Origin of the sequence: Pseudomonas sp. Gutcm_11s, assembly GCF_028649395.1 — a bacterium.
GTDB lineage: Bacteria > Pseudomonadota > Gammaproteobacteria > Pseudomonadales > Pseudomonadaceae > Aquipseudomonas.
In genome coordinates, this window is record NZ_JAQSUW010000014.1 from 745,782 (window position 1) to 770,415 (window position 24,634).

The 24,634-nt window shown below is 65.9% G+C and carries 25 protein-coding genes; 20 read left to right on the forward strand and 5 right to left on the reverse strand.

Going from position 1 to position 24,634, the window contains the following annotated elements; genetic code table 11:
- The first annotated feature begins 54 nt into the window (after positions 1-54).
- The 5 genes from PTT45_RS14375 (at position 55) to PTT45_RS14395 (ending at position 4,616) form a co-directional block, all read left to right on the forward strand.
- Positions 55-1,137: a BMP family ABC transporter substrate-binding protein gene (locus PTT45_RS14375; protein ID WP_273814073.1), complete on the forward strand. Its 1,083-nt coding sequence runs from the start codon at positions 55-57 to the stop codon at positions 1,135-1,137.
- Positions 1,138-1,367: 230 nt separating this feature from the next.
- A complete protein-coding gene (locus tag PTT45_RS14380) occupies positions 1,368-2,333 on the forward strand; it encodes a 2-oxoglutarate and iron-dependent oxygenase domain-containing protein (protein ID WP_273814074.1) in 966 nt (321 codons plus the stop codon).
- A 260-nt stretch (positions 2,334-2,593) separates the two neighbouring features.
- Positions 2,594-3,544 carry an adenosine deaminase gene (locus PTT45_RS14385; RefSeq protein ID WP_273814076.1) on the forward strand — a complete coding sequence of 317 codons (951 nt, stop codon included), beginning with the start codon at positions 2,594-2,596 and terminating at the stop codon, positions 3,542-3,544.
- Positions 3,541-3,765 (forward strand): hypothetical protein, encoded by a 225-nt coding sequence (locus tag PTT45_RS14390; RefSeq protein ID WP_273814077.1) that lies wholly within the window; start codon positions 3,541-3,543, stop codon positions 3,763-3,765. The genes PTT45_RS14385 and PTT45_RS14390 overlap by 4 nt, the downstream gene beginning before the upstream one ends.
- A 59-nt stretch (positions 3,766-3,824) precedes the next feature.
- A complete protein-coding gene (locus PTT45_RS14395; RefSeq protein ID WP_273814079.1) occupies positions 3,825-4,616 on the forward strand; it encodes an outer membrane protein OmpK in 792 nt (263 codons plus the stop codon).
- Between the two features lie 53 nt (positions 4,617-4,669).
- On the opposite strand, the gene PTT45_RS14400 is transcribed toward PTT45_RS14395, so the two are convergent.
- Complete coding sequence (locus PTT45_RS14400; protein ID WP_273814081.1) at positions 4,670-6,946, reverse strand: fatty acid cis/trans isomerase; 2,277 nt, start codon at positions 6,944-6,946, stop codon at positions 4,670-4,672.
- A gap of 155 nt (positions 6,947-7,101) precedes the next feature.
- Between PTT45_RS14400 and metH the strand changes: the two genes are divergently transcribed.
- The 6 genes from metH (at position 7,102) to PTT45_RS14430 (ending at position 14,581) form a co-directional block, all read left to right on the forward strand.
- A complete protein-coding gene (metH, locus tag PTT45_RS14405) occupies positions 7,102-10,812 on the forward strand; it encodes a methionine synthase (protein WP_273814082.1) in 3,711 nt (1,236 codons plus the stop codon).
- Positions 10,813-11,006: 194 nt separating this feature from the next.
- Positions 11,007-12,371: an FAD/NAD(P)-binding protein gene (locus tag PTT45_RS14410; protein ID WP_273814083.1), complete on the forward strand. Its 1,365-nt coding sequence runs from the start codon at positions 11,007-11,009 to the stop codon at positions 12,369-12,371.
- A gap of 70 nt (positions 12,372-12,441) precedes the next feature.
- Positions 12,442-12,768 carry a DUF6176 family protein gene (locus PTT45_RS14415; protein WP_273814085.1) on the forward strand — a complete coding sequence of 109 codons (327 nt, stop codon included), beginning with the start codon at positions 12,442-12,444 and terminating at the stop codon, positions 12,766-12,768.
- Between the two features lie 16 nt (positions 12,769-12,784).
- Entirely contained in the window at positions 12,785-13,348 is a 564-nt protein-coding gene (pnuC, locus tag PTT45_RS14420) for a nicotinamide riboside transporter PnuC (protein ID WP_273814087.1), read from the forward strand.
- Positions 13,345-13,884 (forward strand): AAA family ATPase, encoded by a 540-nt coding sequence (locus tag PTT45_RS14425; RefSeq protein WP_273814090.1) that lies wholly within the window; start codon positions 13,345-13,347, stop codon positions 13,882-13,884. The genes pnuC and PTT45_RS14425 overlap by 4 nt, the downstream gene beginning before the upstream one ends.
- A 43-nt stretch (positions 13,885-13,927) precedes the next feature.
- On the forward strand, positions 13,928-14,581 hold the full coding sequence (locus tag PTT45_RS14430; RefSeq protein WP_273814091.1) for a potassium channel family protein: 654 nt from the start codon (positions 13,928-13,930) through the stop codon (positions 14,579-14,581).
- Positions 14,582-14,639: 58 nt separating this feature from the next.
- Here the strand turns inward: PTT45_RS14430 and PTT45_RS14435 are convergent, their stop codons facing one another.
- Positions 14,640-15,188, reverse strand: a complete 549-nt coding sequence (locus PTT45_RS14435) for a hypothetical protein (RefSeq protein WP_273814093.1) — start codon at positions 15,186-15,188, stop codon at positions 14,640-14,642.
- Positions 15,189-15,419: 231 nt separating this feature from the next.
- Between PTT45_RS14435 and osmE the strand changes: the two genes are divergently transcribed.
- Complete coding sequence (gene osmE / locus PTT45_RS14440; protein ID WP_273814094.1) at positions 15,420-15,752, forward strand: osmotically-inducible lipoprotein OsmE; 333 nt, start codon at positions 15,420-15,422, stop codon at positions 15,750-15,752.
- Positions 15,753-15,804: 52 nt separating this feature from the next.
- Here the strand turns inward: osmE and PTT45_RS22395 are convergent, their stop codons facing one another.
- The gene (locus tag PTT45_RS22395; protein WP_443218183.1) at positions 15,805-15,915 is read right to left on the reverse strand and encodes a hypothetical protein; all 111 of its coding nucleotides are present in this window, start codon (positions 15,913-15,915) and stop codon (positions 15,805-15,807) included.
- A 144-nt stretch (positions 15,916-16,059) separates the two neighbouring features.
- Between PTT45_RS22395 and PTT45_RS14445 the strand changes: the two genes are divergently transcribed.
- A complete protein-coding gene (locus PTT45_RS14445) occupies positions 16,060-17,316 on the forward strand; it encodes a diguanylate cyclase domain-containing protein (protein WP_273814096.1) in 1,257 nt (418 codons plus the stop codon).
- Positions 17,317-17,320: 4 nt separating this feature from the next.
- Here PTT45_RS14445 and PTT45_RS14450 read toward each other — a convergent pair whose 3' ends face one another.
- On the reverse strand, positions 17,321-17,614 hold the full coding sequence (locus PTT45_RS14450) for a DUF1883 domain-containing protein (protein WP_043307773.1): 294 nt from the start codon (positions 17,612-17,614) through the stop codon (positions 17,321-17,323).
- 129 nt (positions 17,615-17,743) lie between these two features.
- Between PTT45_RS14450 and PTT45_RS14455 the strand changes: the two genes are divergently transcribed.
- From PTT45_RS14455 to PTT45_RS14485, 7 genes are all read left to right on the forward strand, one after another.
- Complete coding sequence (locus PTT45_RS14455; protein WP_273814100.1) at positions 17,744-18,223, forward strand: DUF2846 domain-containing protein; 480 nt, start codon at positions 17,744-17,746, stop codon at positions 18,221-18,223.
- Positions 18,224-18,239: 16 nt separating this feature from the next.
- Positions 18,240-18,842, forward strand: a complete 603-nt coding sequence (locus PTT45_RS14460) for a hypothetical protein (protein ID WP_273814102.1) — start codon at positions 18,240-18,242, stop codon at positions 18,840-18,842.
- Positions 18,843-18,846: 4 nt separating this feature from the next.
- Positions 18,847-19,167, forward strand: a complete 321-nt coding sequence (locus PTT45_RS14465) for a phosphoribosylaminoimidazole carboxylase (protein WP_273814103.1) — start codon at positions 18,847-18,849, stop codon at positions 19,165-19,167.
- A gap of 48 nt (positions 19,168-19,215) precedes the next feature.
- Positions 19,216-20,247, forward strand: coding sequence for an RNA methyltransferase (locus PTT45_RS14470; RefSeq protein WP_273814105.1), 1,032 nt, complete (start codon positions 19,216-19,218; stop codon positions 20,245-20,247).
- 55 nt (positions 20,248-20,302) lie between these two features.
- The gene (locus tag PTT45_RS14475; protein ID WP_273814106.1) at positions 20,303-21,193 is read left to right on the forward strand and encodes an alpha/beta hydrolase; all 891 of its coding nucleotides are present in this window, start codon (positions 20,303-20,305) and stop codon (positions 21,191-21,193) included.
- 44 nt (positions 21,194-21,237) lie between these two features.
- Entirely contained in the window at positions 21,238-22,518 is a 1,281-nt protein-coding gene (locus PTT45_RS14480; protein ID WP_273814108.1) for a leucine-rich repeat-containing protein kinase family protein, read from the forward strand.
- 61 nt (positions 22,519-22,579) lie between these two features.
- Positions 22,580-23,512 (forward strand): endonuclease/exonuclease/phosphatase family protein, encoded by a 933-nt coding sequence (locus PTT45_RS14485; RefSeq protein ID WP_273814109.1) that lies wholly within the window; start codon positions 22,580-22,582, stop codon positions 23,510-23,512.
- Positions 23,513-23,557: 45 nt separating this feature from the next.
- Here PTT45_RS14485 and PTT45_RS14490 read toward each other — a convergent pair whose 3' ends face one another.
- A complete protein-coding gene (locus PTT45_RS14490; protein WP_273814110.1) occupies positions 23,558-24,634 on the reverse strand; it encodes a polyamine ABC transporter substrate-binding protein in 1,077 nt (358 codons plus the stop codon).

Here is a 24,634-nt window from a genome sequence, read left to right on the forward strand (position 1 = left end):
CACAAGGCCCTCAGAGGCCACTACAACAACCCGCTACGGAGCACAGCAACCCCTATGTCCACCACTTCCCTGAAGAGCCTGGTTTGCGGCATCGCCGCCGCCATCGGCCTGAGCGCTACCCTCTCCGCCTCCGCCGCGGACCCGCTGAAGGTCGGCTTCGTCTACGTCGGCCCGATCGGTGACCACGGCTGGACCTACCAGCACGAACAGGGCCGTCAGGCGCTGATCAAGCAGTTCGGCGACAAGGTCGAGACCAGCTTCGTCGAGAACGTGGCCGAAGGCGCCGACGCCGAGCGCGTGATCCGCAACATGGCCAAGGGCGGCTACGACCTGGTGTTCACCACCTCGTTCGGCTACATGAACCCCACTGCCAAGGTCGCCAAGCAGTTCCCCAAGGTCACCTTCGAGCACGCCACCGGCTACAAGCAGGACAAGAACCTCGGCACCTACCTGTCGACCTCCTATGAAGGCCGTTACGTCGGTGGCTACCTGGCCGCCAAGATGACCAAGACCAAGAAGATCGGCTACATCGCCTCCTTCCCGATCCCGGAAGTGATCCGCGACATCAACTCGATCCAGCTGGCGCTGAACAAGTACAACCCGGGCACCGAGATCAAGGTGGTGTGGGTCAACTCCTGGTTCGATCCGGGCAAGGAAGCCGACGCCGCCAACGCGCTGATCGACCAGGGCGTGGACGTGGTGTTCCAGCACACCGACAGCCCGGCGCCGATCCAGACCGCCGAGCGTCGCGGCGTGTACGCCGTCGGCTACGCCTCGGACATGGCCCACTTCGGCCCGAAAGCCGTGCTGACCTCCATCGTCAACAACTGGGGCCCGCACTACATCAAGAGCGCCCAGGCGGTCATGGATGGCAACTGGAAGTCGCAGGACTACTGGGGCGGCCTGGCCGAAGGCACCATCGAACTGCCGATCAACGACCTGGTACCGGCCGACGTGAAAGCCGAGGCCGAGAAGATCATCGCCGACATCAAGGCCGGTACCTTCCACCCGTTCACCGGCCCGATCATGGACCAGAGCGGCACGGTCAAGATCGCCGAGGGCGCTGTGGCCAGCAACGCCGAACTGGCGGGCATGAACTACTACGTCAAGGGCATCACCGCCGAACTGCCGAAGTAACCGGCCAACGGGGGCGCCAGGCGCCCCCGAACTGCCGTAGAATTCCGCCGCCGCGCACCCCGCGTGGCGGTTTTACTGAAGACGTGCTGCCGTCCCTCCTCCGGGAGAACCGCGCACAGGGCCGACCCAAGGTCGGCCTCTTCGCTGCATGGGTACGAGAAGACTCGCAGCAACCCGGACCGCGCTCACCCGCCAGACCGGCGCCGCGGACCGTACTTCTTGGAGCCAGCATGAACACCCTGCCCATCATCGATATCGCCCCCCTTTACCAGGACGACCAGGCCGCCCGGCTCGAAGTCGCCCGGCAGATCGACCACGCCTGCCGCGAATGGGGCTTCTACTACATCAAAGGCCACCCGATTCCTGACGCGCGCATCGCCGAGCTGAAGGCCGCCGCCGTGGACTTCTTCGCCCGCCCGGCCGAGGAAAAACTGCGCATCGACATCACCCAGACCGCGCACCATCGCGGCTATGGCGCCATCGCTACCGAGCAGCTCGACCCGAGCAAGCCAAGCGACTTAAAGGAAACCTTCGACATGGGTTTCCACATGGACGCTGCGCACCCCGACGTGCTCGCCGGCAAGGCGCTGCGCGGCCCCAACCGGCACCCGCAGATCGCCGGCTGGGAAGCGCTGATGCAGCAGCACTACCTGGACATGCACGAGCTGTCGCTGACCCTGCTGCGCGCCATGGCTGAAGCCCTGGGCATCGAGGATGACTTCTTCGACCAGCGTTTCGCCGACCCGATCAGCGTGTTCCGCATGATCCACTACCCGCCACGCCAGACCGCCAGCAGCGCCGAGCAGCAAGGCGCCGGCGCCCATACCGACTATGGCTGCGTGACCCTGCTGTACCAGGACAACGCCGGCGGCCTGCAGGTGCAGGACGTGCGCGGCGAGTGGATCGACGCGCCGCCGGTGGAAGGCACCTACGTGGTCAACATCGGCGACATGATGGCGCGCTGGAGCAACGACCGGTACAAGTCGACCCCGCACCGGGTGATCAGCCCGCTGGGCGTCGACCGCTACTCCATGCCGTTCTTCGCCGAGCCGCACCCGGACACCGAGATCAGCTGCCTGCCAGGCTGCTTCGACGCGAACAACCCGCCCAAGTACGCACCGATCTCCTGCAGCGACTACATGCTGTCGCGCTTCGCCGACACCTATGCTTACCGACGTCAGGAGGCCACCGCCTGAGAACCAGCTTGCGACCTCCTGACTCGCGGCCAGGCCGCGTTAGAAACAGCTTCGAAATGCTCATTTACCGCTCGTAAACTGCGCTTTCTCAGCTATTTCTGCCTTGCCTGGCTCTAATTCAGAAGGTCGCAAGCAGATTCTGCGTCGGCGCATTCGGCCGGAATCATGCCCGGCCGTTTCCCGACCACTGCCCTGCCCCTGCACGCCCCGCGCGATTAGAATGCGCGGCCAAAACATCGCCCGATGACGAGATTCGCCACATGCACCAATGGATCAACGAGCTGCCCAAGGCAGAATTGCACCTGCACCTGGAAGGTTCGCTGGAGCCCGAGCTGCTGTTCGCCCTGGCCGAACGCAACAAGATCGCCCTGCCCTGGAACAACGTGGAGAGCCTGCGCGGCGCCTACGCGTTCAACAACCTGCAGGAATTCCTCGACCTCTATTACCAGGGCGCCAACGTCCTGCGCACCGAGCAGGACTTCTATGACCTGACCTGGGCCTACCTGCTCAAGTGCAAGGAACAGGGCGTGGTGCACACTGAGCCGTTCTTCGACCCGCAGACCCACACCGACCGCGGCATCCCCTTCGAAGTGGTGCTGCGCGGCATCAAGCAGGCGCTGGTCGATGGCGAGAAACAGCTCGGCATCAGCCACGGCCTGATCCTCAGCTTCCTGCGCCACCTCTCCGAAGAAGAGGCGTTCAAAACCCTGGAGCAGGCCATGCCGTTCCGCGACGCCTTTGTCGCCGTCGGCCTGGACAGCTCGGAGATGGGCTTCCCACCGCGCCTGTTCGAGCGCGTGTTCGCCAAGGCCCGCAGCGAAGGCCTGCTGGCCGTCGCCCACGCCGGCGAGGAAGGCCCGCCCGAGTACATCTGGGAGGCCCTGGACCTGCTCAAGATCGAGCGTATCGACCACGGCGTACGCGCCATCGAGGACGAGCGTCTGATGCAGCGCATCATCGACGAGCAGATCCCGCTGACCGTCTGCCCGCTGTCCAACATCAAGCTCTGCGTGTTCGACGACATGGCCCAGCACAACATCCTGGCCATGCTCGAGCGCGGCGTGAAGGTCACGGTGAACTCGGACGACCCGGCCTACTTCGGTGGCTACGTCGGCGAGAACTTCATGGCCATGCACGACAGCCTCGGCATGACCCGCGAACAGGCGCAACGCCTGGCGCAGAACAGCATGGATGCACGACTGGTGAAATGACCCGCGATGGCGCAGCAACGCGCCATCCTGAAGCAGCAAAGACCTCGACCAACGCCTTCGCCACGGCCGCCAGCAGCGGCCGCGAGAAGGCTTTGAGCGTGACGCCGGAGCGGGCAGCCCGGTGTTACGCCGAGAAACCGGCAAGAAGGGGAAAAATCCGAGAAAAAGCCTGTTTTCTGTCCCGCGGGACAAGAACTGGCGCCGTTCTTGCTCAGCAGTGAAAGCCTGACCAATTCGACAGGTTCAACACATAAAACATTAATAATTCCAGGAGCACTCGATGAATCGCACCACCACCTCCCTGCTGCTGGCCGGCAGCCTGTTGGCAACCGGTCAGGCCATGGCCGGCGACCTGTTGCTGTGGCAGGACAACAGCCTGACCTACCTCAACGGCATCGACTTCAAGATCGACCCGCCCAAGCAGCAGACCGTGACCTTCGAGCACGCCAGCGGCTGGAGCTTCGGTGACCTGTTCGTCTTCGTCGATGGCATCAAGTACAACACCGAGGCCACCAACGGCGCCGGTGACGGCCACACCTTCTATGGCGAGATCAGCCCGCGTCTGTCGTTCGGCAAGATCAGCGGCGCCGACCTGTCGTTCGGCCCGATCAAGGACGTGCTGCTGGCCGCCACCTACGAGTTCGGCGAAGACGACGTCGACTCCTACCTGATCGGCCCGGCCGTGGACCTGAACATCCCCGGCTTCGACTACTTCCAGCTGAACACCTACCTGCGCACCACCGACGGCAAGCGCGACGGCGACAACGTCTGGCAGATCACCCCGGTGTGGAGCTACACCATCCCGGTCGGCAACTCCAACGTGGTGATCGACGGCTTCATGGACTGGGTCGTGGACAACGACGACAGCTACCACGCCAACCTGCACTTCAACCCGCAGATCAAGTACGACCTGGCCAAGGCCCTGGGCTGGGGCGAGAAGTTCTACGTAGGCGTGGAATACGACTACTGGAGCGACAAGTACGGCATCGACGACGACAGCTTCCTCGGCGACGACATCCTCGGTGGCACCGACCAGAGCGCCATCAGCCTGCTGGCCAAAGTGCACTTCTAAGCACGCGCCGCAGCATGAAAAAGCCCGCCAATCGGCGGGCTTTTTCATTGCACTCAGAGGTTGCGGTAGCGGTTCATGTCCAGCACACCGGCTTCAGTCGGTTCGGTCTCCCGGATGTAGGCCGACAGGTCATGGAAGTAGCGCCAGAACTCGGGATGGCTGCGGCGGATGCCCCAGCGCTCCACCAGCTTGTCGAACGCCTGCGGGTCACGCACCTGCTCCATGGTCGAGACAAACTCCGGCACCTCGCTCGCGCGCAGGCTGAACATGAAGTTGGGGTAGCTGGTGAGCACGCCCGGATAGACCGTCAGGGTGTCCAGCCCCGGCTGGTAGCGCAGCGATTCGCCGGTCATGAAGGCCACGTTGCTGTGCGCACGGTTGCGCAACAGGCTGTAGACCTCGCGCTGGCCGTCGGCGCGCTCGACGCGCAGCAGGGTCGTCTCGGGCAGCTGGTCGATCACCTTGAGTCCACCGGCCGGGCGCCCGGTCAGGCGGCTCAGAGCTTGCTCGGCATCCTCCAGGTCGGCCGGTAGGCCTGGCCTGTGACAATCGGCGCCCTCGCAGCGGTTGATCGGGTCGATCCGTGCGTTGAGGTCGGCATAGCGCGCCAGCAGCGCCTGGGCGAAAGCGCCCTTGGCCCCCTGTTCCGGCAGCGCGATACCGCTCGCCGTGTCGAAATCGGCCTCGGTGTAGTCCAGCCACATCTTCAGCTTGCCGCTGTTCTGGTACCAGTCGTCCAGGTAGCCCTGGCGCGAATCCGGCGGCAGCAGGCGGAGGAAGTTCAGCTCGGCGCCGTTGCGGATCAGGTCGAAGTACAGCCGCGTCTGCGCCTGGTGCGCGACGTTGCCGAACACGTCGAAGTTGACCACCAGTTGGTAGTAGGTGCGCTCCAGCAGCGGGTAGTCCATCAGCCACATCGTCTGCGGGATCTCGCCGATCAGGCCCTTGCGCACCATGGCGCTGTCGTGATGGCGGTAGATCGACAGCAATGCGTTGTCATTGCCGTCCCACAGGGTCGACCAGCCCGGCAGCGGCGCGTCGGCATAGGCCTCGCGGCGCAGGTCTTCGTACTCGTTGCGCTTGTCGCGATAGGCCTTCCACAGGCCTGGCAGGTCGCTGATCTCGTCGAACTGGCCGGGCATGGCCAGCAGCGGCGTGGCCTGGCCGCGGTACTCTGCATCGGTGATGTAGAGGTCGTGCCGCGGGTCCTGGAACAGCGCCCAGAAGTTGTCGCGAATCACGTCGGTGGCGATCTGCCCGCGGCACACCGGGCCACGGATGAAGGTGCGCACGAAGTACTCGGCGTTATCCAGCATGAACTGGTAGCGCGCCTGGGCGGGAATCGCCTGGAAGGTCTCGAAGGGATTGGCGCGGCGCTGGGCGCCGTAGCCGGGCACAGCATCCACCTTCCAGTCGCCGGCGTAGAACAGCTCACGGGTGTGCGCGAGCTTCTTGGCGCTGAGTGGGTAGGTAATGTGGGTCTTGTGCACGATCACGCCCTGGATCGGCCATAGGCGGTAGTACACCTGGGTGCCCGGGTCCTCGTTGGGCCGGCGCGTGGCGATGGGGTCGATCGGCTGGCCGCTCGGCGTACGCGAGCGCACCAGCTGGAAGAAGTGCCCCGGCTCGCCGCCCTCGAAGTACAGGTGAGCGAGGAACAGGTGCTCGAACAGCCAGCGGTTGACCAGGCTCTCCCGCGCGCCAGGCGCATTGAGGAAGGCCTCCCAGTCGGCCAGCTGCTTCTGCTCCACGGCCGAGGGTTGCAGCGCCTGCTCCTCCACCGGTGCGCCCTCCTTCAGCCATCGCTGCAGGGTGGCGTACTCGGCATCGCTGAGGCCGGCAACGGCGAAGGGCATGCCGGCATGAGCGAACTTCTTGGCATAGGCATCGAACTCGCCGGGCAGCGGGCACTGGTTCTCCCGGTCGATATCGATGTCCAGGTCCTCCGGCAGCTTGGCGTTGGGCGTCGGCGGGTTGCTGCGCCCCAGCTCCAGCATGCGGGTGATCAGCGCAGCCTGCCCGCCCTGCGGGTCGAGCACCGATTGGAAGCCCTTGTCACGCCAGGCCGCCTCGCCATGGGCATCGAAGTACAGGCGGGTGGACGGTTGCGCCTTGGTGCGGCCGCCGTCATACACCGGCAGCTTGCTGGCGCCGCGCAGCACACCTTCGCCACTGCCCAGGTTGAGCTGGCAGGGCGAGTCATAGCAGGCGTGGCAGGCCACGCACTTGTTGGTCAGGATCGGCTGGACATCTCGGCTGTAGGAGACCGGCTCGGCAGCGAACAACGGCGCACACAGCAGCGCCAGCGGGGCGAGAAAACGACGGGGCATGGCAAAGTCCTTATGCAACGACAGGGCATTGTAGGGCTATGACAGCGAAACGGCTCAATATGAGCCATTTTCATGCAGATCGTGCAAGCGTCTGAGAGCCATGCAGCTTTGCTATCATCCACGGCCTTTCTATACCGCTCACCCAGGTAGTCTCCATGTCCGACCGCAGCGCCCGCCTCCAGGCCCTTCAGCAAGCCCTGAAAGAACGCATCCTGATCCTCGACGGCGGCATGGGCACCATGATCCAGAGCTACAAGCTGGAGGAAGAGGACTACCGCGGCGAGCGCTTCGCCGACTGGCCGAGCGACGTGAAGGGCAACAACGACCTGCTGCTGCTGAGCAAGCCGCATGTGATTGCCGAGATCGAGAAGGCCTACCTGGATGCCGGCGCCGACATCCTCGAGACCAACACCTTCAACGCCACCCAGGTGTCCCAGGCCGACTACGGCATGGAAGGCCTGGCCTACGAGCTGAACGTGGCCGGCGCCCGCGTCGCCCGCCAGGTGGCCGATGCCAAGACCCTGGAAACCCCGGATCGCCCGCGCTTCGTCGCCGGCGTACTCGGCCCAACCAGTCGCACCTGCTCGATCTCCCCGGACGTCAACGACCCCGGCTTCCGTAACGTCACCTTCGACGAGCTGGTAGAGAACTATGTCGAGGCCACCCGCGGCCTGATCGAGGGCGGCGCCGACCTGATCCTGATCGAGACCATCTTCGACACCCTCAACGCCAAGGCGGCGATCTTCGCCGTGCAGCAGGTGTTCGACGAGGACAACGTCGAGCTGCCGATCATGATCTCCGGCACCATCACCGACGCCTCCGGCCGCACCCTGTCCGGCCAGACCACCGAGGCCTTCTGGAACTCGGTGAGCCATGCCAAGCCGATCTCCGTAGGCCTGAACTGCGCCCTCGGTGCCAAGGAACTGCGCCCGTACCTGGCCGAGCTGTCGGCCAAGGCCGGCACTCATGTGTCCGCCCACCCCAACGCCGGCCTGCCCAACGCCTTCGGCGAATACGACGAGACCCCGGCGCAGATGGCCGCGGTGGTCGAGGAGTTCGCAGCAAGCGGCCTGCTCAACATCATCGGCGGCTGCTGCGGCACCACCCCGCCGCACATCAAGGCGATCGCCGAGGCCGTGGCCAAGTACCAGCCGCGGGTGATTCCGGATATCCCCAAGGCCTGCCGCCTGTCGGGCCTCGAGCCGTTCACCATCGACCGCAACTCGCTGTTCGTGAACGTCGGCGAGCGCACCAACATCACCGGTTCGGCCAAGTTCGCCCGCCTGATCCGTGAGGAGAACTACACCGAGGCCCTGGAAGTCGCCCTGCAACAGGTGGAAGCCGGCGCCCAGGTGATCGACATCAACATGGACGAAGGGATGCTCGACTCCCAGGCAGCCATGGTGCGCTTCCTCAACCTGATCGCCTCCGAGCCGGACATCTCCCGCGTGCCGATCATGATCGACTCCTCCAAGTGGGAAGTGATCGAGGCCGGCCTCAAGTGCATCCAGGGCAAGGGCATCGTCAACTCGATCTCCATGAAGGAAGGCGTCGAGCAGTTCAAGCACCACGCCAAGCTGTGTAAGCGCTACGGCGCCGCCGTGGTGGTGATGGCCTTCGACGAGGTCGGCCAGGCCGACACCGCTGCACGCAAGAAGGAAATCTGCCAGCGTAGCTACGACATCCTGGTCAACGAAGTCGGCTTCCCGCCGGAAGACATCATCTTCGACCCGAACATCTTCGCCGTCGCCACCGGCATCGAGGAACACAACAACTACGCGGTGGACTTCATCGAGGCCTGCGCCTTCATCCGTGACGAGCTGCCCTACGCGCTGTCGTCCGGTGGTGTGTCCAACGTGTCGTTCTCGTTCCGCGGCAACAACCCGGTGCGCGAGGCAATCCACTCGGTCTTCCTCTACTACGCGATCCAGAACGGCCTCTCCATGGGCATCGTCAACGCCGGCCAGCTGGAGATCTACGACGAGATCCCCAAAGAGCTGCGCGACAAGGTCGAGGACGTGGTGCTCAACCGCACACCGGGCGGCACCGACGCCCTGCTGGCCATCGCCGACAACTACCGTGGCGGCGGCGCGGTGAAGGAAGCCGAGGACGAGGAATGGCGTAGCTATCCGGTCGGCAAGCGCCTGGAGCACGCACTGGTCAAGGGCATCACCGCCTTCATCGTCGAAGACACTGAAGAGTGCCGCCAACAGTGCGCGCGCCCCATCGAAGTGATCGAAGGCCCGCTGATGAGCGGCATGAACGTGGTCGGCGACCTGTTCGGCTCGGGCAAGATGTTCCTGCCCCAGGTGGTCAAGTCCGCCCGCGTGATGAAGCAGGCCGTGGCGCACCTGATCCCCTTCATCGAAGCGGAGAAAGGTGACAAGCCGGAAGCCAAGGGCAAGATCCTCATGGCCACCGTGAAGGGCGACGTGCACGACATCGGCAAGAACATCGTCGGCGTGGTGCTCGGCTGCAACGGCTACGACATCGTCGATCTGGGCGTGATGGTGCCGGCGGAGAAGATCCTGCAGACGGCGATTGCCGAGAAGTGCGACATCATCGGCCTGTCCGGCCTGATCACCCCGTCGCTGGACGAGATGGTCCACGTCGCCAAGGAGATGCAGCGCCAGGGCTTCACCCTGCCGCTGATGATCGGTGGCGCCACCACCTCCAAGGCCCACACCGCGGTGAAGATCGAGCCCAAGTACCAGAACGATGCGGTGATCTACGTTACCGACGCCTCGCGCGCCGTGGGCGTGGCCACCCAGCTGCTGTCCAAGGAGCTGAAGACCGACTTCGTCAAGAAGACCCGCGAGGAGTACGTGGTAGTGCGCGAGCGCACCGCCGCCCGCGCCTCGCGCACCGAGCGCCTGCCCTATGCCGAGGCTATCGCCAACAAGCTGGACTTCGACTGGTCCACCTACGTTGCGCCCAAGCCGAGCTTCACCGGCACGCAGGTGCTGGACGATATCGACCTGCGTGAACTGGCCGAGTACATCGACTGGACGCCGTTCTTCATCTCCTGGGACCTGGCCGGAAAGTACCCACGCATCCTCACCGACGAGATCGTCGGCGAAGCCGCCACCAGCCTGTTCAACGACGCCCAGGCGATGCTCAACAAGCTGATCGACGAGAAGCTGATCAAGGCCCGTGCCGTGTTCGGCTTCTGGCCGGCCAACCAGGTGCGCCACGACGACATCGAAGTCTACGGTGACGACGGCAAGCCGCTGGCCACCCTGCACCACCTGCGCCAGCAGAACATCAAGGCCGACAGCAAGCCGAACCTGTCCCTGGCCGACTTCGTCGCGCCCAAGGAAAGCGGCAAGACCGACTACGTCGGCGGCTTCATCACCACCGCCGGCATCGGTGCCGAGGAAGTGGCCAAGGCCTATCAGGACAAGGGCGACGACTACAGCTCGATCATGGTCAAGGCACTCGCCGACCGCCTGGCCGAGGCCTGCGCCGAGTGGCTGCACGAGCGCGTGCGCAAGCAGTACTGGGGCTACGCCAAGGACGAGACCCTGGACAACGAGGCGCTGATCCGCGAGCAGTACGCCGGCATCCGCCCCGCCCCAGGCTACCCGGCCTGCCCGGATCACACCGAGAAGGCCACCCTGTTCAAACTGCTCGACCCGGCCGCCGACTACAACCAGGCCGGCCGCAGCGGCGTGTTCCTCACCGAGCACTACGCCATGTTCCCGGCCGCCGCGGTATCCGGCTGGTACTTCGCCCACCCCGAGGCGCAGTACTTCGCCGTGGGCAAGGTCGATCAGGACCAGGTCGAGTGCTACACCAAGCGCAAGGGCCAGGAACTGTCCGTAACCGAACGCTGGCTGGCGCCGAACCTCGGCTACGACAGCTAAGAGCAGACTGCAGAAATGAGGCCCGCAATTGCGGGCCTCATTGCATGTAAGGGCAATACCACGCGCTTCCTAGCCCTGTTCCGTTGCTTCACCGGGTGCGGCCCCTAGTCACTACCACTGAAACACCCCGCCAGATACCTTGTCTCGCCGAGCCAACATCACTACCGTCGACACTTTCATTGGGACAGGCGCACATGGAACGAATCGGCATCATCGGTAGTGGCTTCTGCGGCACGGCCCTGGCGATTCAGCTGCTGCAATGCGCAGATCGCCCCCTGCATATCCATCTGTTCAACCGCTCCGGTCGCCTAGCACGTGGGCTGGCCTATGGCACTCGCTCGGCCAGTCATATCCTCAACGTGCCCGCCGAGCGCATGAGCCTGTTCCCCGACAGGCCCAGCGACTTTCTCGACTTCGCACGGGCTGAGCTGCCTGCGGCGCAGCCCGGCGACTTCCTGCCCCGCCGCCTTTATGGCGACTACTTGCAGAACCGCCTTGATCAGGCCATTGCCAGACGCTCGCCGGGGGTCAGCTTCGATTACGTGCATGCCCATGTGATCGATCTGGCCCGCGAGCACGAAGGCTTTCAACTCCGGCTGGACGATGATCGCCTGGTCACCTGCGACAGCGTCGTCATCGCAACGGGCAACTTCAGCCCGGCCACCCCGCCGCCCCTGCGCCAGTTGCTCGGCAACCCACGCTATATCAATGATCCATGGCTTGGCGGTGCGCTCGATGGCATCCCGCAGGATGCGCGAGTCCTGCTGCTTGGCTCCGGCCTGACGATGTATGACGTGGCCCTGACACTGCACGACCGAGGCCATTGCACCCCGCTGCAGGCCATATCCCGCCGGGCGCTGCTACCGCATGGCCACCGCGACAATAGCCATCACCCGCTGCTGCCAGAGCTGCCCGACACGCTGATGAAAACCGGCAGCATCCGTCAGCTCCTGGCGCAGGTCAGGGCATTCGCCCGTAACGCCGAAGCGGACGGGTTCGACTGGCGCGACGCGGTAGCGGCCATCAGGCCAATCACTCCAGCGCTCTGGCAGGCACTGGATAGCCGGCAACAGCGGCGTTTCCTCTGTCACCTGCAGGCTTACTGGGATATTCACCGCCATCGCGCGGCTCCCGCCATCGCCAGCCGCATCACGCAGATGCGCCAGCAGGGAATGCTTCAGGTCAGGGCCGCACGCACCTTGCTAGCCACCAGCACGGCGAACTCGGCGCTGCATCTGCACCTCTGCCCGCGGGGCAGCCACGCCGAGCAAGTGCTGGAAATAGACTACGTCATCAACTGCACCGGTCCCTGCAACGACCTGCGCAGCCTCGACGAGCCGCTGCTCAAGGCGCTGCAAGCACGCGGAGAACTGGTCCAGGACGACAACCGCATCGGCCTGAGGGTCGACGACCACTACCGCTTGCAGAACGCTGCAGGGCAGGCGCAGGAGAATCTTTACCTGCTCAGCCCCATGCTGCGTTCGCGCTACTGGGAGAGCACCGCCGTTCCCGAACTCCGCCAGCATGCCGAGCAACTGGCACACCAACTGCTCGCGTGAGCCCGGAGCGTTGGGTGCACAGCCCGGCGCTTTCCGCTAGCCTGTGCGGCCCAACGCATGGACCAGAGCCGTGGACGCCAAAGCCGTACTGATCCGCCTCAAGCCCGACACCGCCACCCTGGTCGCCGACTGGCGCGAGCAGATCCTGCGCCTCAAGGAGCAGGCCATCGAGTCCATCCGTAACGAGGGTATCGCGGTCGAGTCCTGGTTTCAGGTGCAGCTGGCGGGCGAGCACTACCTGCTGGCCTATATCCGCAGCGGCGACATCGCCCGTGCCGAGGCCATCGGTGCGCAGTCGACGCTGGAAGTCGATGCCGTGCACCGACAGTTCAAGCGGGACACCTGGGACCACAACAGCATGATCCCGTGCGAACTGCTGGTAGACCTGCAGGCCTGAACATCAAGCATCCCGAATGACACCACTGGAAATCATCGCCGCCGCCCTCGGCATCACCTCCGTCTGGTTGACCGTGCGGCAGAACCCGCTGTGCTGGCCCATCGGCCTGGTTATGGTGCTGCTCTATGCCTGGTTCTTCTTCGACGCCCGCCTCTTCTCGCTGGTGCTGCTGCACGGCGTGTTCGCCGCCATGCAGCTGTATGGCTGGTGGCAGTGGCGCCAGGGCGTCTACGACAACGGCCGGCGGCCGGTTAGTGACGCCGGCCGTGGCGAGATATTGATAGGTCTGGGTGCAGCCCTGTTGGTCGGCCTGGCGCTGGGGCTGGCCATGGATCGCCTGACTGAGGCGGTCTATCCCTGGCCGGACGCACTGCTCACCGCCTTCAGCCTGCTCGCCCAGCTGTGGATGGCGCTCAAGCGCTGGCAATGCTGGCTGCTGTGGATCGTGATCGATGTGCTCTACGTCGGCTTCTTCGCCTTCCAGGAATACTGGCTGACCGCCGGGCTGTACGGCGTGTTCACCGCCCTGGCCATGCTCGGTCTGCGCGAATGGCGCGCCGCGCGGAGCAGCCTGGCATGAAGGTGGTGGTGCTCACCGGCCCCGAATCGAGCGGCAAGACCTTCCTCGCCGAGCGCCTGCAACGCCGCTTCGGCGGCCTGGTGGTAGGCGAGTACGTACGCCACTTCATCGACCGGGAACAGCGCGACACCAGCCTGGCGGACATCCCCGCCATCGCCCGCGTCCAGCTCGCCTGGGAAGACGCCGCCCGCGCCCAGGCGCCCGAGCTGCTGATTCTCGACACCCACCTGCTCAGCAATATCCTGTGGAGCCAGACGCTGTTCGGCGACTGCCCGGGCTGGCTGGAGGCGGCACTGCTGGACCGCCACTACGACCTGCACCTGCTGCTCTCGCCCGACGGTGTGGACTGGGAAGACGATGGCCAGCGCTGCCAGCCGCTGCTGGCCGATCGCCTGGGCTTCCACCAGCAATGCAAGGAATGGCTGGCTCGCCACGGGCAGACCTGGCTCGAGATCGGCGGCGACTGGCACGAGCGCGAGGCGCGCGTCGCCGAACAGCTGCACCGGCTGCTCGACTCCGGCTCTACACTGGTTTGATCCAAGCAACTGCCCACCCCACCTAACGACCACGCAGGACGCCATGTCGCCCATCACCTATATCCGCCTCCACCCCTCCGCCGGCCTGCTGTTCATCCAGCTGCTCGGCGTGCTGCTCTACCCCTGGATGGAGGACACGCAGATCGGCCGCGCGCTGTTCGGCGCCTTCGGCCTGCTGGTGCTGGGCATGGCGCTGCACGTGGTCAAGCGCAGTCCGGTGCAGACCTGGGTGGCCGGCCTGCTGGCGCTGTTGGTGGTGGGCCTGAACCTGCTCGACATGCTCAGTCCCAGCACGCTGCTGGAGGCGCTGATCGCCATCCTCGAGGCGGCGTTCTACTTCTATGCGGCGGCCAGCCTGATCGCCTACATGAGCGCCGACCTGCACGCCAGCACCGATGAACTGTACGCCGTGGGCGCCACCTTCACCCTGCTGGCCTGGGCCTTCGCCCACCTGTTCACCTTCTGCCAGCTGCTGGCGCCGGGCAGCTTCGCCGCGGCCATCGAGCCCGAGGCGGCGCGTACCTGGATGGAGCTGCTGTTCCTCAGTTTCACCACCCTGTCCGGCGTCGGCCTGGGCGACATCATCCCGCTCACGCCGGTGGCGCGCTCGCTGGTGATGATCGAGCAGTTCGCCGGGGTGATGTATCTGGCGCTAGTGGTGTCGCGGCTGATCGCCATGACCGTGGCCAAGCGCTGAGGCATCAGCGGAAAGAAAAAAGCCCGCTGTCGCGGGCTTTTTCATGTGAGGGAGTAGGTTACTTCTTCACCTCGAAATCGCGACCCCACAGGCGGATCGAGGTCACTTCCGCGCTCGGCCCTTCGAAGACGAACTTCTGCCGCACGCCGGTCAGCGCCGGAATGGTCACGTCGTCCGGGTTGAGCAGGCCTGGCAGCGGCGCGCTGGAGTAGCCTTCCTGGTCGATGGCCAGCAAGGCGCCGGTCTGGCGCAGGTTGATCAGGCGCAGCGGCTTGTCGGTGGTGTTCTTGAAGCCCAGCAGCGCGTTCAGGTTGCCGTCTTCGACGGTCTCGACCTTGAGCAGTTGCACGCTGACCTGGCCATCGAGCTGCTCCAGATTGGAAACCACGATAGAACCATCCGCGCCCTGAGCCTCCACACGACCCTCGGTAACGCCATCGGACACGCCGCCGAGCAGGTTCTTGCCGGCGGTGATCGCCGTCGACACGGCCGCCTTGGCGGAGTCCTTGATGGTGCTCGGGTCGGTCGCCGCAGCTTCGTCGGCAAATGCGCCCGGCGCAGCCAGGGCGAGCGCCAGGGCGATAGTCAGCGGGGAAGTCCTGTTCATGGGTCGTACTCCTGTAGTGACGGCAGCTGAAGAAAGCCAGAGCTTGCTCGCAGGCCGGCGAAAAAGCGAGCCGGCACACCAGGAACTGCCGGCTGGCTAACGCTTTCGCCACAACCCGCGGGTCAGCCAGAGCCTCTAGCCCGTGTGCATGGAAAAACCTCGAACTTCGCCGCAAGCGCAGCGCTCCAAATCTGCAGGGAGCCGGTCAGGCTCATGCGACGGAGCGACACGATGAACAAGCACACTCTTGCAGTACTGGCGCTGGCCGCCGTTGCCAGCGGCTGTTCAACCATGGAAAACCCGGTGGACTACGCCACCTATGCCGAGCAGCCGCTGGTCCAGCAAGTCAGCGACGGCATGACCAAGGAAGAGGTTCTGACCGTCGGCGGGCCGCCCTCGTCCGAAGTGCAGAACACGGTCACCCCCGGCACCTGCAACAACTACATCCTCAATGAAGAGGGCAAGGAACAGCCCTACTACGTGACCTTCGATGCCAACGGCAGGGTCGAGGGCAAGGGCTTCATGACCTGCGAGCAGCATCAGAAGAACAAGCGGCGCCTGTGAGCCGCACGTAAAAAAGCCCCGCTGCCAGGCAGCGGGGCTTTTGTTTTGCGCGTCAGAAAATCAGCTGAAACAGGCCGATCACCACGATCAGGCCGATGATGAAGATGATGCCGACGGTACCTCCGAGAAACTTCAGCATGCGGATGCTCCTTTTTCGGTTCACAGAGTTGTGACCCCGGCGCACGTGCCGATGTTTCCCCTAGTTGTGGTCGGCGATCAGACGAAGCCGATACAAATGCGTGGCGAACTTCACATATTCGCCGTGCATAATGCGAACACCCAAGCCGACGAAATGGATGCTCGCGCCTTGCTTCTCCTGTTGCTGATACTCGTCTGCGCCCTGCCCTCGTTGGTGCTGCTCGGCCTGCTGCTGCGCCGCCAGCGGCAACTGCACCAGCTGGGTGAGCTGTTGCAGCAGCTGGAACAGGGCGTGCTGCAACTGGATGGCAACGAGCGAATCCGCCAACACAATGCAGCCGCCGCCGAGCTGCTGGGCTGCGCCGGGCAGGACCTGCGCGGCCAGGCGCTGGAGCGCTGGCTGCCGGAACCGGTACAGGTACAAGCCAAGGTGCTGGCCAGGGGCGGCGACGGCCTGCAGCGCGCCCTGCAGCTGAGCCGCATCGGCAACCACCTGCTGCTGCGCCCCGACCAGAGCGATGCCGAGCGCTTCCAGCGCAGCCAGTACTTCGCTCGCATCGGCACCTGGGACTGGGACATCGACACCAACCGCCTGTACTGGTCCGAGGCCATCTACGCCATGTTCGGCCACCAGCTCGGCGCGGTCACGCCGAGCTACGAACTGTTCTGCCAGAGCGTGCACCCCGACGACCGCGAGCACGTGCGCGCCGGCGAGCTGCGCTGCATCGAGACCGGCGAGAACCACGACGAGGAGTACCGGGTGATCTGGCCGGACGGCAGCGTGCACTGGCTGCGCGAGACCGGCAACGTGATCAAGGATGACGGCGGGACGCCAGTGAAGATGATGGGCGTGGTGCGCGACATCACCGAGGAGAAAGCCTGGGCCAGCCAGATGCATCGCCTGGCCCATCACGACGCGCTGACCGGCCTGCCCAATCGCCTGGTGTTCGAGGAGCGCCTGGGCAACGCACTGGAACGTGCCCGTCGCAGTGATTCGCGCGTGGCCCTGGTGTTCATCGACCTCAATGGCTTCAAGGCGATCAACGACCAGCACGGCCACCGCGCCGGCGATCAGGTGCTGATAGCCATGGCCAACCGCCTGCGCGAGGCGCTACGCGGCTCGGACAGCGTGGCCCGTCTGGGTGGCGACGAGTTCGTCGCCGTGCTGGAGGGGCTGTCGCCCGGCCGTTCACCCGATGACGAGGGCCCGAACATCGCCGCCAAGCTGCTCGCCGCACTGAGCCCGCCGGTGCCGCTGGACAGCGGCCCGCAGCATATCGGCATTAGCCTGGGCATCGCCCTGTTCCCCGAGCATGCGCAGAACATGGACCGGCTGATCCACACCGCGGACCAGGCCATGTACGAAGCCAAGCGCAGCGGCGACAACCAGTACCGCATGGGCCACGCAGCACAACGCAACGGCTAGTGAATCAGCTGCCGGAGCTGCGCAGGAACTTGATCGTGTAGTCCATCTGCGGCTTGCGCGTCACGCTCACAGCGCGGCGGGTCACGGTATCCAGGGTGACATTCCAGAAGCCATCACTGGGCACCTTGATACGCGCCGGGAAGCGGTCGAACGCGCCACCGTGGTAGGTATGGCGGCCGCCGTTCTTGAAACTGCGGAAGTTCGCATCGTTCATCAGGCGGATGTTGCAGGGCTGCGAGCAGTGGATGACGACCGTGTCGCCCTCGTTGAGGTACTCGCGCTGGTGGATGAATTTCATGGGCTGGAACCGGAGCTGGAAAAAGCGGAGCGCGACGATAGCACGAGTGCACACTTTTCATGGCCCCGAACGATGGACTGCCACCTCGCTGCTACGCTGCTCTGAGTCCGCCGCCAAGAAGGAGCTGCCATGCGCCGATCGCTCATCCTGCTCACCACCCTGCTCCTGCTCGGCGGCTGCGCCGGCCCCGGCTACTTCGAGGCGATACCGCCGAGCAGCGCGGACCAGGCGGTGATCTACCTGTACCGCCCCGAGGCGGACAACCCCGGCCGCCAGCCACTGCGCTTCTCCTATCCGGACGTGCTGATCGACGAACAGAGCGTCGGCACCCTGCAATTCAACTCCTACCGGCGCATCGAACTGCCGGCCGGCCGCCACGACATCCGTATCACCGGACTGACCCGCCAGGCCAAGTGGGAACCCCGTGACATCAAGCAGGTCGTCAAAGTCGCCCCCGGTGAGATCAAGTACCTCAAGCTCGATATCCGCTTCAACCTGAGCGAAATGACCCTCGGCAGCCCCGGCCCCAGCTACCTGATCCACCTCCGGCCCGTGCGCCCGGACGACGCCGTCTACGAGATCCGCAACACCGAACCGCAGAACCCATGACGCAAGGAGCTACCCCATGAGTGCAACCCGCATTTTCTCGCTGTCCCTGGCCGCGACCCTGCTGCTCGGCTGCCAGAGCCATGGCGAAGATGAACTGGCCACCGACTACAGCCGCACCGACGCCTACGCCGAGGGCGTGCCGGGCGGCGCCGTGCAGGAGACCGAGGAGCTGAGCGCTACGGTCAGCGCCGTGGACACCGGCAAGCGCACCTTCACCCTCAAGGACGACCTGGGCAACAGCAAGACCCTGCGTGCGCCGGAGCAGATGCACAACTTCGACCAGCTGAAGGTCGGCGACCGGGTCCGGGCGGTGATCACCCAGGAGCGCATCGTCTACCTGCGCCAGCCGGGCGAGCCGGCCGAGGACGGCGGCGCCGGCATGCTGGCCACCGCACCGCTGGGCGACAAGCCGGGCATGCTGGCCGCGGATACTGTGGAAATCACCGCCTGGGTCAAGGGCATGGACACCACCCTGCGCACCGCCACCCTGCGCCTGGCCGACGGCAGCGAGCGCACCATCAAGGTCCGCCCCGACGTTGAAATGAAGAACGAGTACCTCGGCCGCCAGGTGGTACTGCGCGTGACTACGGCTGTCGCCATCAACGTCGTGCCGCAGTGACCCCGTGCCACCGGAGCTGACCAGGCTGCTGCAGGCCCGCCCCGATGCCCAGGCGCAGGAGAGTTTCCTGCCCCTGCTGCAACGGGACGGCCTGTTGCTCGAGCAGATCGTTTCCCACGGCCAGGCCAGCCCCGAGGGCTTCTGGTACGACCAACCGGGAGACGAGTGGGTCGCGTTGCTGCGCGGCAGCGCTCGCCTGCAGTTCGCGGATGGCGACCTGCAACTGGCCGCCGGCGACGCCCTGCTGATCCAGGCGCACTGCCGGCACCGGGTCGCTGAATGTTCGCTGGACTCGGTCTGGCTGGCCCTGCACCTCGAGCCCTGACGGCCAGCCCTACGCGCCACCAGGGCCCGGTGGTAGCATGCGCGCCCCATGCGTATCTCCGACATCCATCAGCGCCTCACCGACCTCGGTGCCCTGCCCGCCCACAGCGGCCGGGTGGTTCGCGCCTGGCTGCAGGGCAAGCCGCTGGATACCGGCACCAAGCGCCAGCACACCGAGCACTTCCTGCCCATGTCCGTGCGCAACGGCCTGCCGCAACTGAGCGCTGAGCTCGAGGGCCTGGCCAGCGTGCACTCGGAGCATCCCGGTGCGGATGGCTCATCGCGCCTGCTGGTGAGCCTGGCCGATGGCCAGATGGTAGAGAGCGTGCTGCTGCCGCGCGGTGGCCTGTGCGTGTCGTCCCAGGTCGGTTGCGCGGTGGCCTGCCGTTTCTGCATGACCGGCAAGAGCGGCCTGCTGCGCCAGGTCAGCAGCGCCGAGATCGCCGCCCAGGTGGTGCTGGCGCGCCGCCGCCGGTCGGTGAACAAAGTGGTGTTCATGGGCATGGGCGAGCCGGCGCACAACCTGGACAACGTGCTCGAGGCCATCGACCTGCTCGGCACCGACGGCGGCATTGGCCACAAGAACCTGGTGTTTTCCACCGTCGGCGACCCGCGGGTGTTCGAGCGCCTGCCGCAGCAGCGGGTCAAGCCAGCCCTGGCGTTGTCGCTGCACACCACCAAGGCGGAGCTGCGCGAACACCTGCTGCCCAAGGCACCGAAAATCGCCCCCGCCGAGTTGATGGAACTGGGCGAGGCCTACGCCCGCACGGTCGGCTACCCGATCCAGTACCAGTGGACCCTGCTCAAGGGCATCAACGACGGCCAGGACGAGCTGGACGAGATCCTGCGCCTGTTCAAAGGCAAGTACGCGGTGCTCAACCTGATTCCCTTCAACAGCCTGGAAGGCGACGACTACCAGCGCCCGGACGGCGCGCGCATCGTGCAGATCGTGCGCTACCTGCACAGCCGCGGCGTGCTGACCAAGGTACGCAACAGCGCCGGCCAGGATGTCGACGGTGGCTGCGGCCAGCTGCGCGCTCGCGCCAGCGGCCTGATCGAGGCGCGCCAACTCGGCCACTGATCCGCACCGGTCACTGCGCTAGCATGCGTTGCATCGCCCCTGCGGAGTCACCGCCATGCCCAGAGCCCTCGGCCTGCTGTTCCTGCTGGCCCTGCCCCTGCTGACCCAGGCAGGCACCCTGCGCGAGAAACTGCAGGAGCGCCGCGAGGAGCGTGCCCAGCAGCGGTTCGACGGCGAACTGCCAGCCGGCAGCCGGGTGCTGCGCGAACAGGTCTATGGCGAGCACCCGCGTCAGCGCTTCGACCTCTACCTGCCGCCTGCGGCGAAGCACGCGCCGATACTGTTCATGGTCCACGGTGGCGGCTGGCACACCGGCGACAAGGCCATGGCCGCGGTGGTGGAAAACAAGGCCGCGCACTGGCTGCGCAAGGGCTACGTGCTGGTTTCCACCAATTACCGGCTGATCCCGGACGCCGATCCCCTGCAGCAGGCCGGCGACGTGGCCAGGGCCATCGCCACCGTGCAGCAGCAAGCCGCCGGCTGGGGTGGCGACCCGGCGCGCATGGTGCTGATGGGGCACTCGGCCGGCGCCCATCTGGTCAGCCTGCTGAACAGCGACAGCAGCCTGGCAGCGGGCGCCAAGCCGCTATGGCTGGGGACCGTGGCATTGGACAGCGCCGCCTTCGACGTGCCGACGATCATGCATGCCCGCCACTATCCGCTTTACGACCAGGCCTTCGGCAGCGACACCGCCGCTTGGCAGGCAGCCTCGCCCCTGCTGGTGCTGCGCGCCGGCGCCAGACCACTGCTGGCCGTCTGCTCGACCCGCCGCGACGACTCCTGCCCCCAGGCCGACGCCTATGCCGCCAAGGCCGGCGGCCTCGGCGTGCGCGTCAGCGTGCTGCGCAAGGACCTCTCGCACCGTGCGATCAACCAGCAGCTCGGCGCCGAGCCCGCCTACACCGCCGAAGTCGACGCCTTCCTCACCAGCCTCGGCCTGCCCTGAGCCACGTGCTAACCTCGCCGCCCCGCAACCGGCAACGCGACCTCATGCATACCCTCGAACAACTGCGCCGCGGCGAACTGGCCGGCATCCAGCGCCTGGACCTGGCCGCCGACCTCGGCGAGTTCCCCGACGAGATCTTCGGCCTAGCCGACAGCCTGGAGGTGCTCAACCTCAGCGGCAACCGCCTGCGCGCCCTGCCCCACGACCTGTCACGCCTGCACCGCCTGAAGGTGCTGTTCTGCTCGGACAACCCGTTCGAAACCCTGCCGGAGTCGCTCGGCGACTGCCCGCAACTGGAGATGGTCGGTTTCAAGTCCAACCAGCTGTGCGGGGTTCCTGCAGCAGCGCTGCCGGCCCGGCTGCGCTGGCTGATCCTCACCGACAATCGCATCGAGAACCTGCCAAGCGAGCTGGGCGAGCGCCCGCGCCTGCAGAAGCTGATGCTGGCCGGCAATCGCCTCAGCGCATTGCCGCAAAGCATGGCCGGCCTGCACCAGCTGGAGCTGCTGCGCATCGCCGCCAACCGCCTCGAGACCCTGCCCGACTGGCTGCTAGAACTGCCGCGCCTGGCCTGGCTGGCCTATGCCGGCAACCCCGGCAGCGACCGCGCGGAGGCCGCCGCGCTGGCCAGCCATCCGCAAGCGCCTATCCCCCGTTCCCAGCTGGAGGTGGGTGAGCTGCTCGGCCAGGGTGCCAGCGGCCTGATCCACCGAGCGCGCTGGAGCGAGCGCGAGGTGGCGGTGAAGCTGTTCAAGGGGCAGATGACCAGCGACGGCCTGCCCCACAGCGAGATGGCTGCGTGCCTGTCCGCCGGCCGCCATCCACAGCTGCTGCCGGTGATCGGGCCGCTGCAACAGCAACCCGGCCAGCCAGACGGCCTGCTGCTGGAACTGCTCGATCCGCGCTTCAGCGTGCTGGCCGGGCCGCCCTCGCTGGCCAGCTGCACCCGCGACTGCTACGGCCCGGAGCAACGCTTCGATTCCGAGCAGGTACTGGCCCTGGCCAATGGCGTGGCCGGCGCGCTGGCGCACCTGCATGAACGCGGCATCCTGCATGGCGACCTGTACGCCCACAACCTGCTGGTGGCCGGGCGTGACTGCCGCCTGAGCGACTTCGGCGCCGCGTCCTTCTTCGCCCCCAACAGCGCCCAAGGCGCCGCCCTGCAGCGCCTGGAGAGCCGCGCCTTCGGCATCCTGCTGGAAGAGCTGCTGCAGCGCTGCGAGGCGCCAGCGGCGCACCTGCTGAGCCTCGCGGCCGACTGCCAGCAGGCCGATACCCTGCAACGCCCGCCCTCTGCCGAGATAGTCGAGCGACTGCGGGGCTGAGCTTGCACGGCAGGCGCGCGGCGGCCCATGCTCCGCGCACCTGCCGCTGCGGCCCAAGCCCATGCACTCGCCCCGCTACGACCTCTGGTTCCTCGCCCTGTGCAGCCTCTTCGGCCTGCTGTTGCCGCTGCTCGTCAAGCCGCTGACCGGCAGCCACGGCACCCTGCCCTGGTTGCTGGACCTGGCCAGCCATTGGCAATGGCTGTTTCTCGCCGGCCTGATCATCACCGCACTGACCGCAGCCTGGCGCGAACGGCGCTGGCTGTTCGCCCTGCTGGCGGCGCCGCTGCCCTGGCTGACCGCCAGCCCGGTATTACCGAGTGGCGACGACGCCACGCCGCTGACAGTAGCCAGCGCCAACGTGCACCTGAGCAGTCGCGATGTCGGGCCGTTGCGTGACTGGCTGGCGCAGGCCAGGCCCGAGGTGGTGGTCTTGCTGGAGGTTTCCCCGCGCTACGCTCAGGCGCTGCAGACGCTGCCCGGATATCCGTATCGCCTGGTTCACGCCGACAGTTCGCCGTTCGGCATCGCCCTGCTGTCGAGCCTGCCGCTCGACCATCCGCAGATCGGCCAGGACGAGCGCGGCATCCCCCATCTGCGCGCCCGCCTGCAGCTGGCAGGATGCAGCATTGCGCTGAGCGCCTTCCACCCGATGCCGCCGCTGTCGCCGGACGACCACAGCAGCCGCGACAGGCAGTTGCGCGAGCTGCTGCGGGCCAGCGGTGACGGCCCCGCCCTGCTCGCCGGCGATCTCAATGCTACGCCCTGGTCCAGCGCCTTCGCCGGGCTCGACGCACTCGGCTGGCGCCGCGCCAGTGGCCTGGCACCAACCTGGCCGAGCCTGGGCGCCGGCGTGCTGGGGATTCCCATCGACCATGTGCTGGCATCGCGGCACTGGCGGCTGCTGAGCAGCGAGCGCGGCCCGGACCTGGGCTCCGACCATCTGCCCGTGCTGGTGCAGCTCGGTCTGCCTGGAGATGACTGCCGCCCATGAAAAAGCCCCGGCCAAGGCCAGGGCTTTTCGTGCAGCGGGCGGTGATCAGGTACCGCTCTTGACCTTGGTCCAGATGCGGGTGCGCACGCGGTCGATCTTCAGCGGCATGGCTTCCAGGGCGTACAGCTTGGTCATCACCTCTTCCGGCGGATAGACCTTGTTGTCGGCCTTGAGCGCCGGGTCGACCAGGCCATCGGCCTTCTGGTTGCCGTTGGCGTAGTGCACGTGGTTGCTGATGGTGGCCATGACTTCCGGCTGCAGCAGGTAGTTCATGAAGGCGTAACCGGCGGCCTCGTTGGGCGCATCGTTCGGCATGGTGACCATGTCGAACCACATCGGCGCGCCTTCCTTGGGAATCACGTACTCGATCTTCACGCCGTTGCCGGCTTCGGCAGCACGCCCGGCAGCCTGCATGATGTCGCCGGAGAAACCGACCGCCACGCAGATGTCGCCGTTGGCCAGGTCGCCGACGTACTTGGACGAGTGGAAGTAGCTGACGTTCTTGCGCATCTCCATCAGCAGCGCCTCGGCTTTCTTGTAGTCGTCGAGGTTCTGGCTGTGGTGCGGCAGGCCCAGCTGGTGCAGGGCGATCGGCAGCATTTCCGGGCCGTTGTCGAGGATGGCCACGCCACACTGGGCCAGTTTGGCCATGTTCTCGGGCTTGAAGATCAGATCCCAGGAGTCCACCGTCACGCCCTCGCCGAGCACGGCCTTGACCTTGTCGACGTTGTAGCCGATGCCGGTGGTGCCCCACAGGTAAGGGAAGCCGTGCTGGTTGCCCGGATCGTTGGTCTCCAGCGCCTTCATCAGCACCGGGTTGAGGTTACTCCAGCCAGGCAGCTTGCTGCGGTCGAGCTGCTTGAGCGCGCCACCCTGGATCTGCCGCGCCATGAAGTGGTTGGAGGGGAATACCACGTCGTAGCCGGAGCGGCCGGCCATCAGCTTGGCATCGAGGGTCTCGTTGCTGTCGTAGACGTCGTAGTGGGCCTTCTGGCCGCTGGCCTTCTCGAAGTTCTTCAGGGTGTCCGGCGCGATGTAGTCGGTCCAGTTGTAGATACGCACGCCATCGGCGGCCTGGCTGGCCGATGCGATCAGCATCAGCGGGATGAGTTTCTTCAGCAT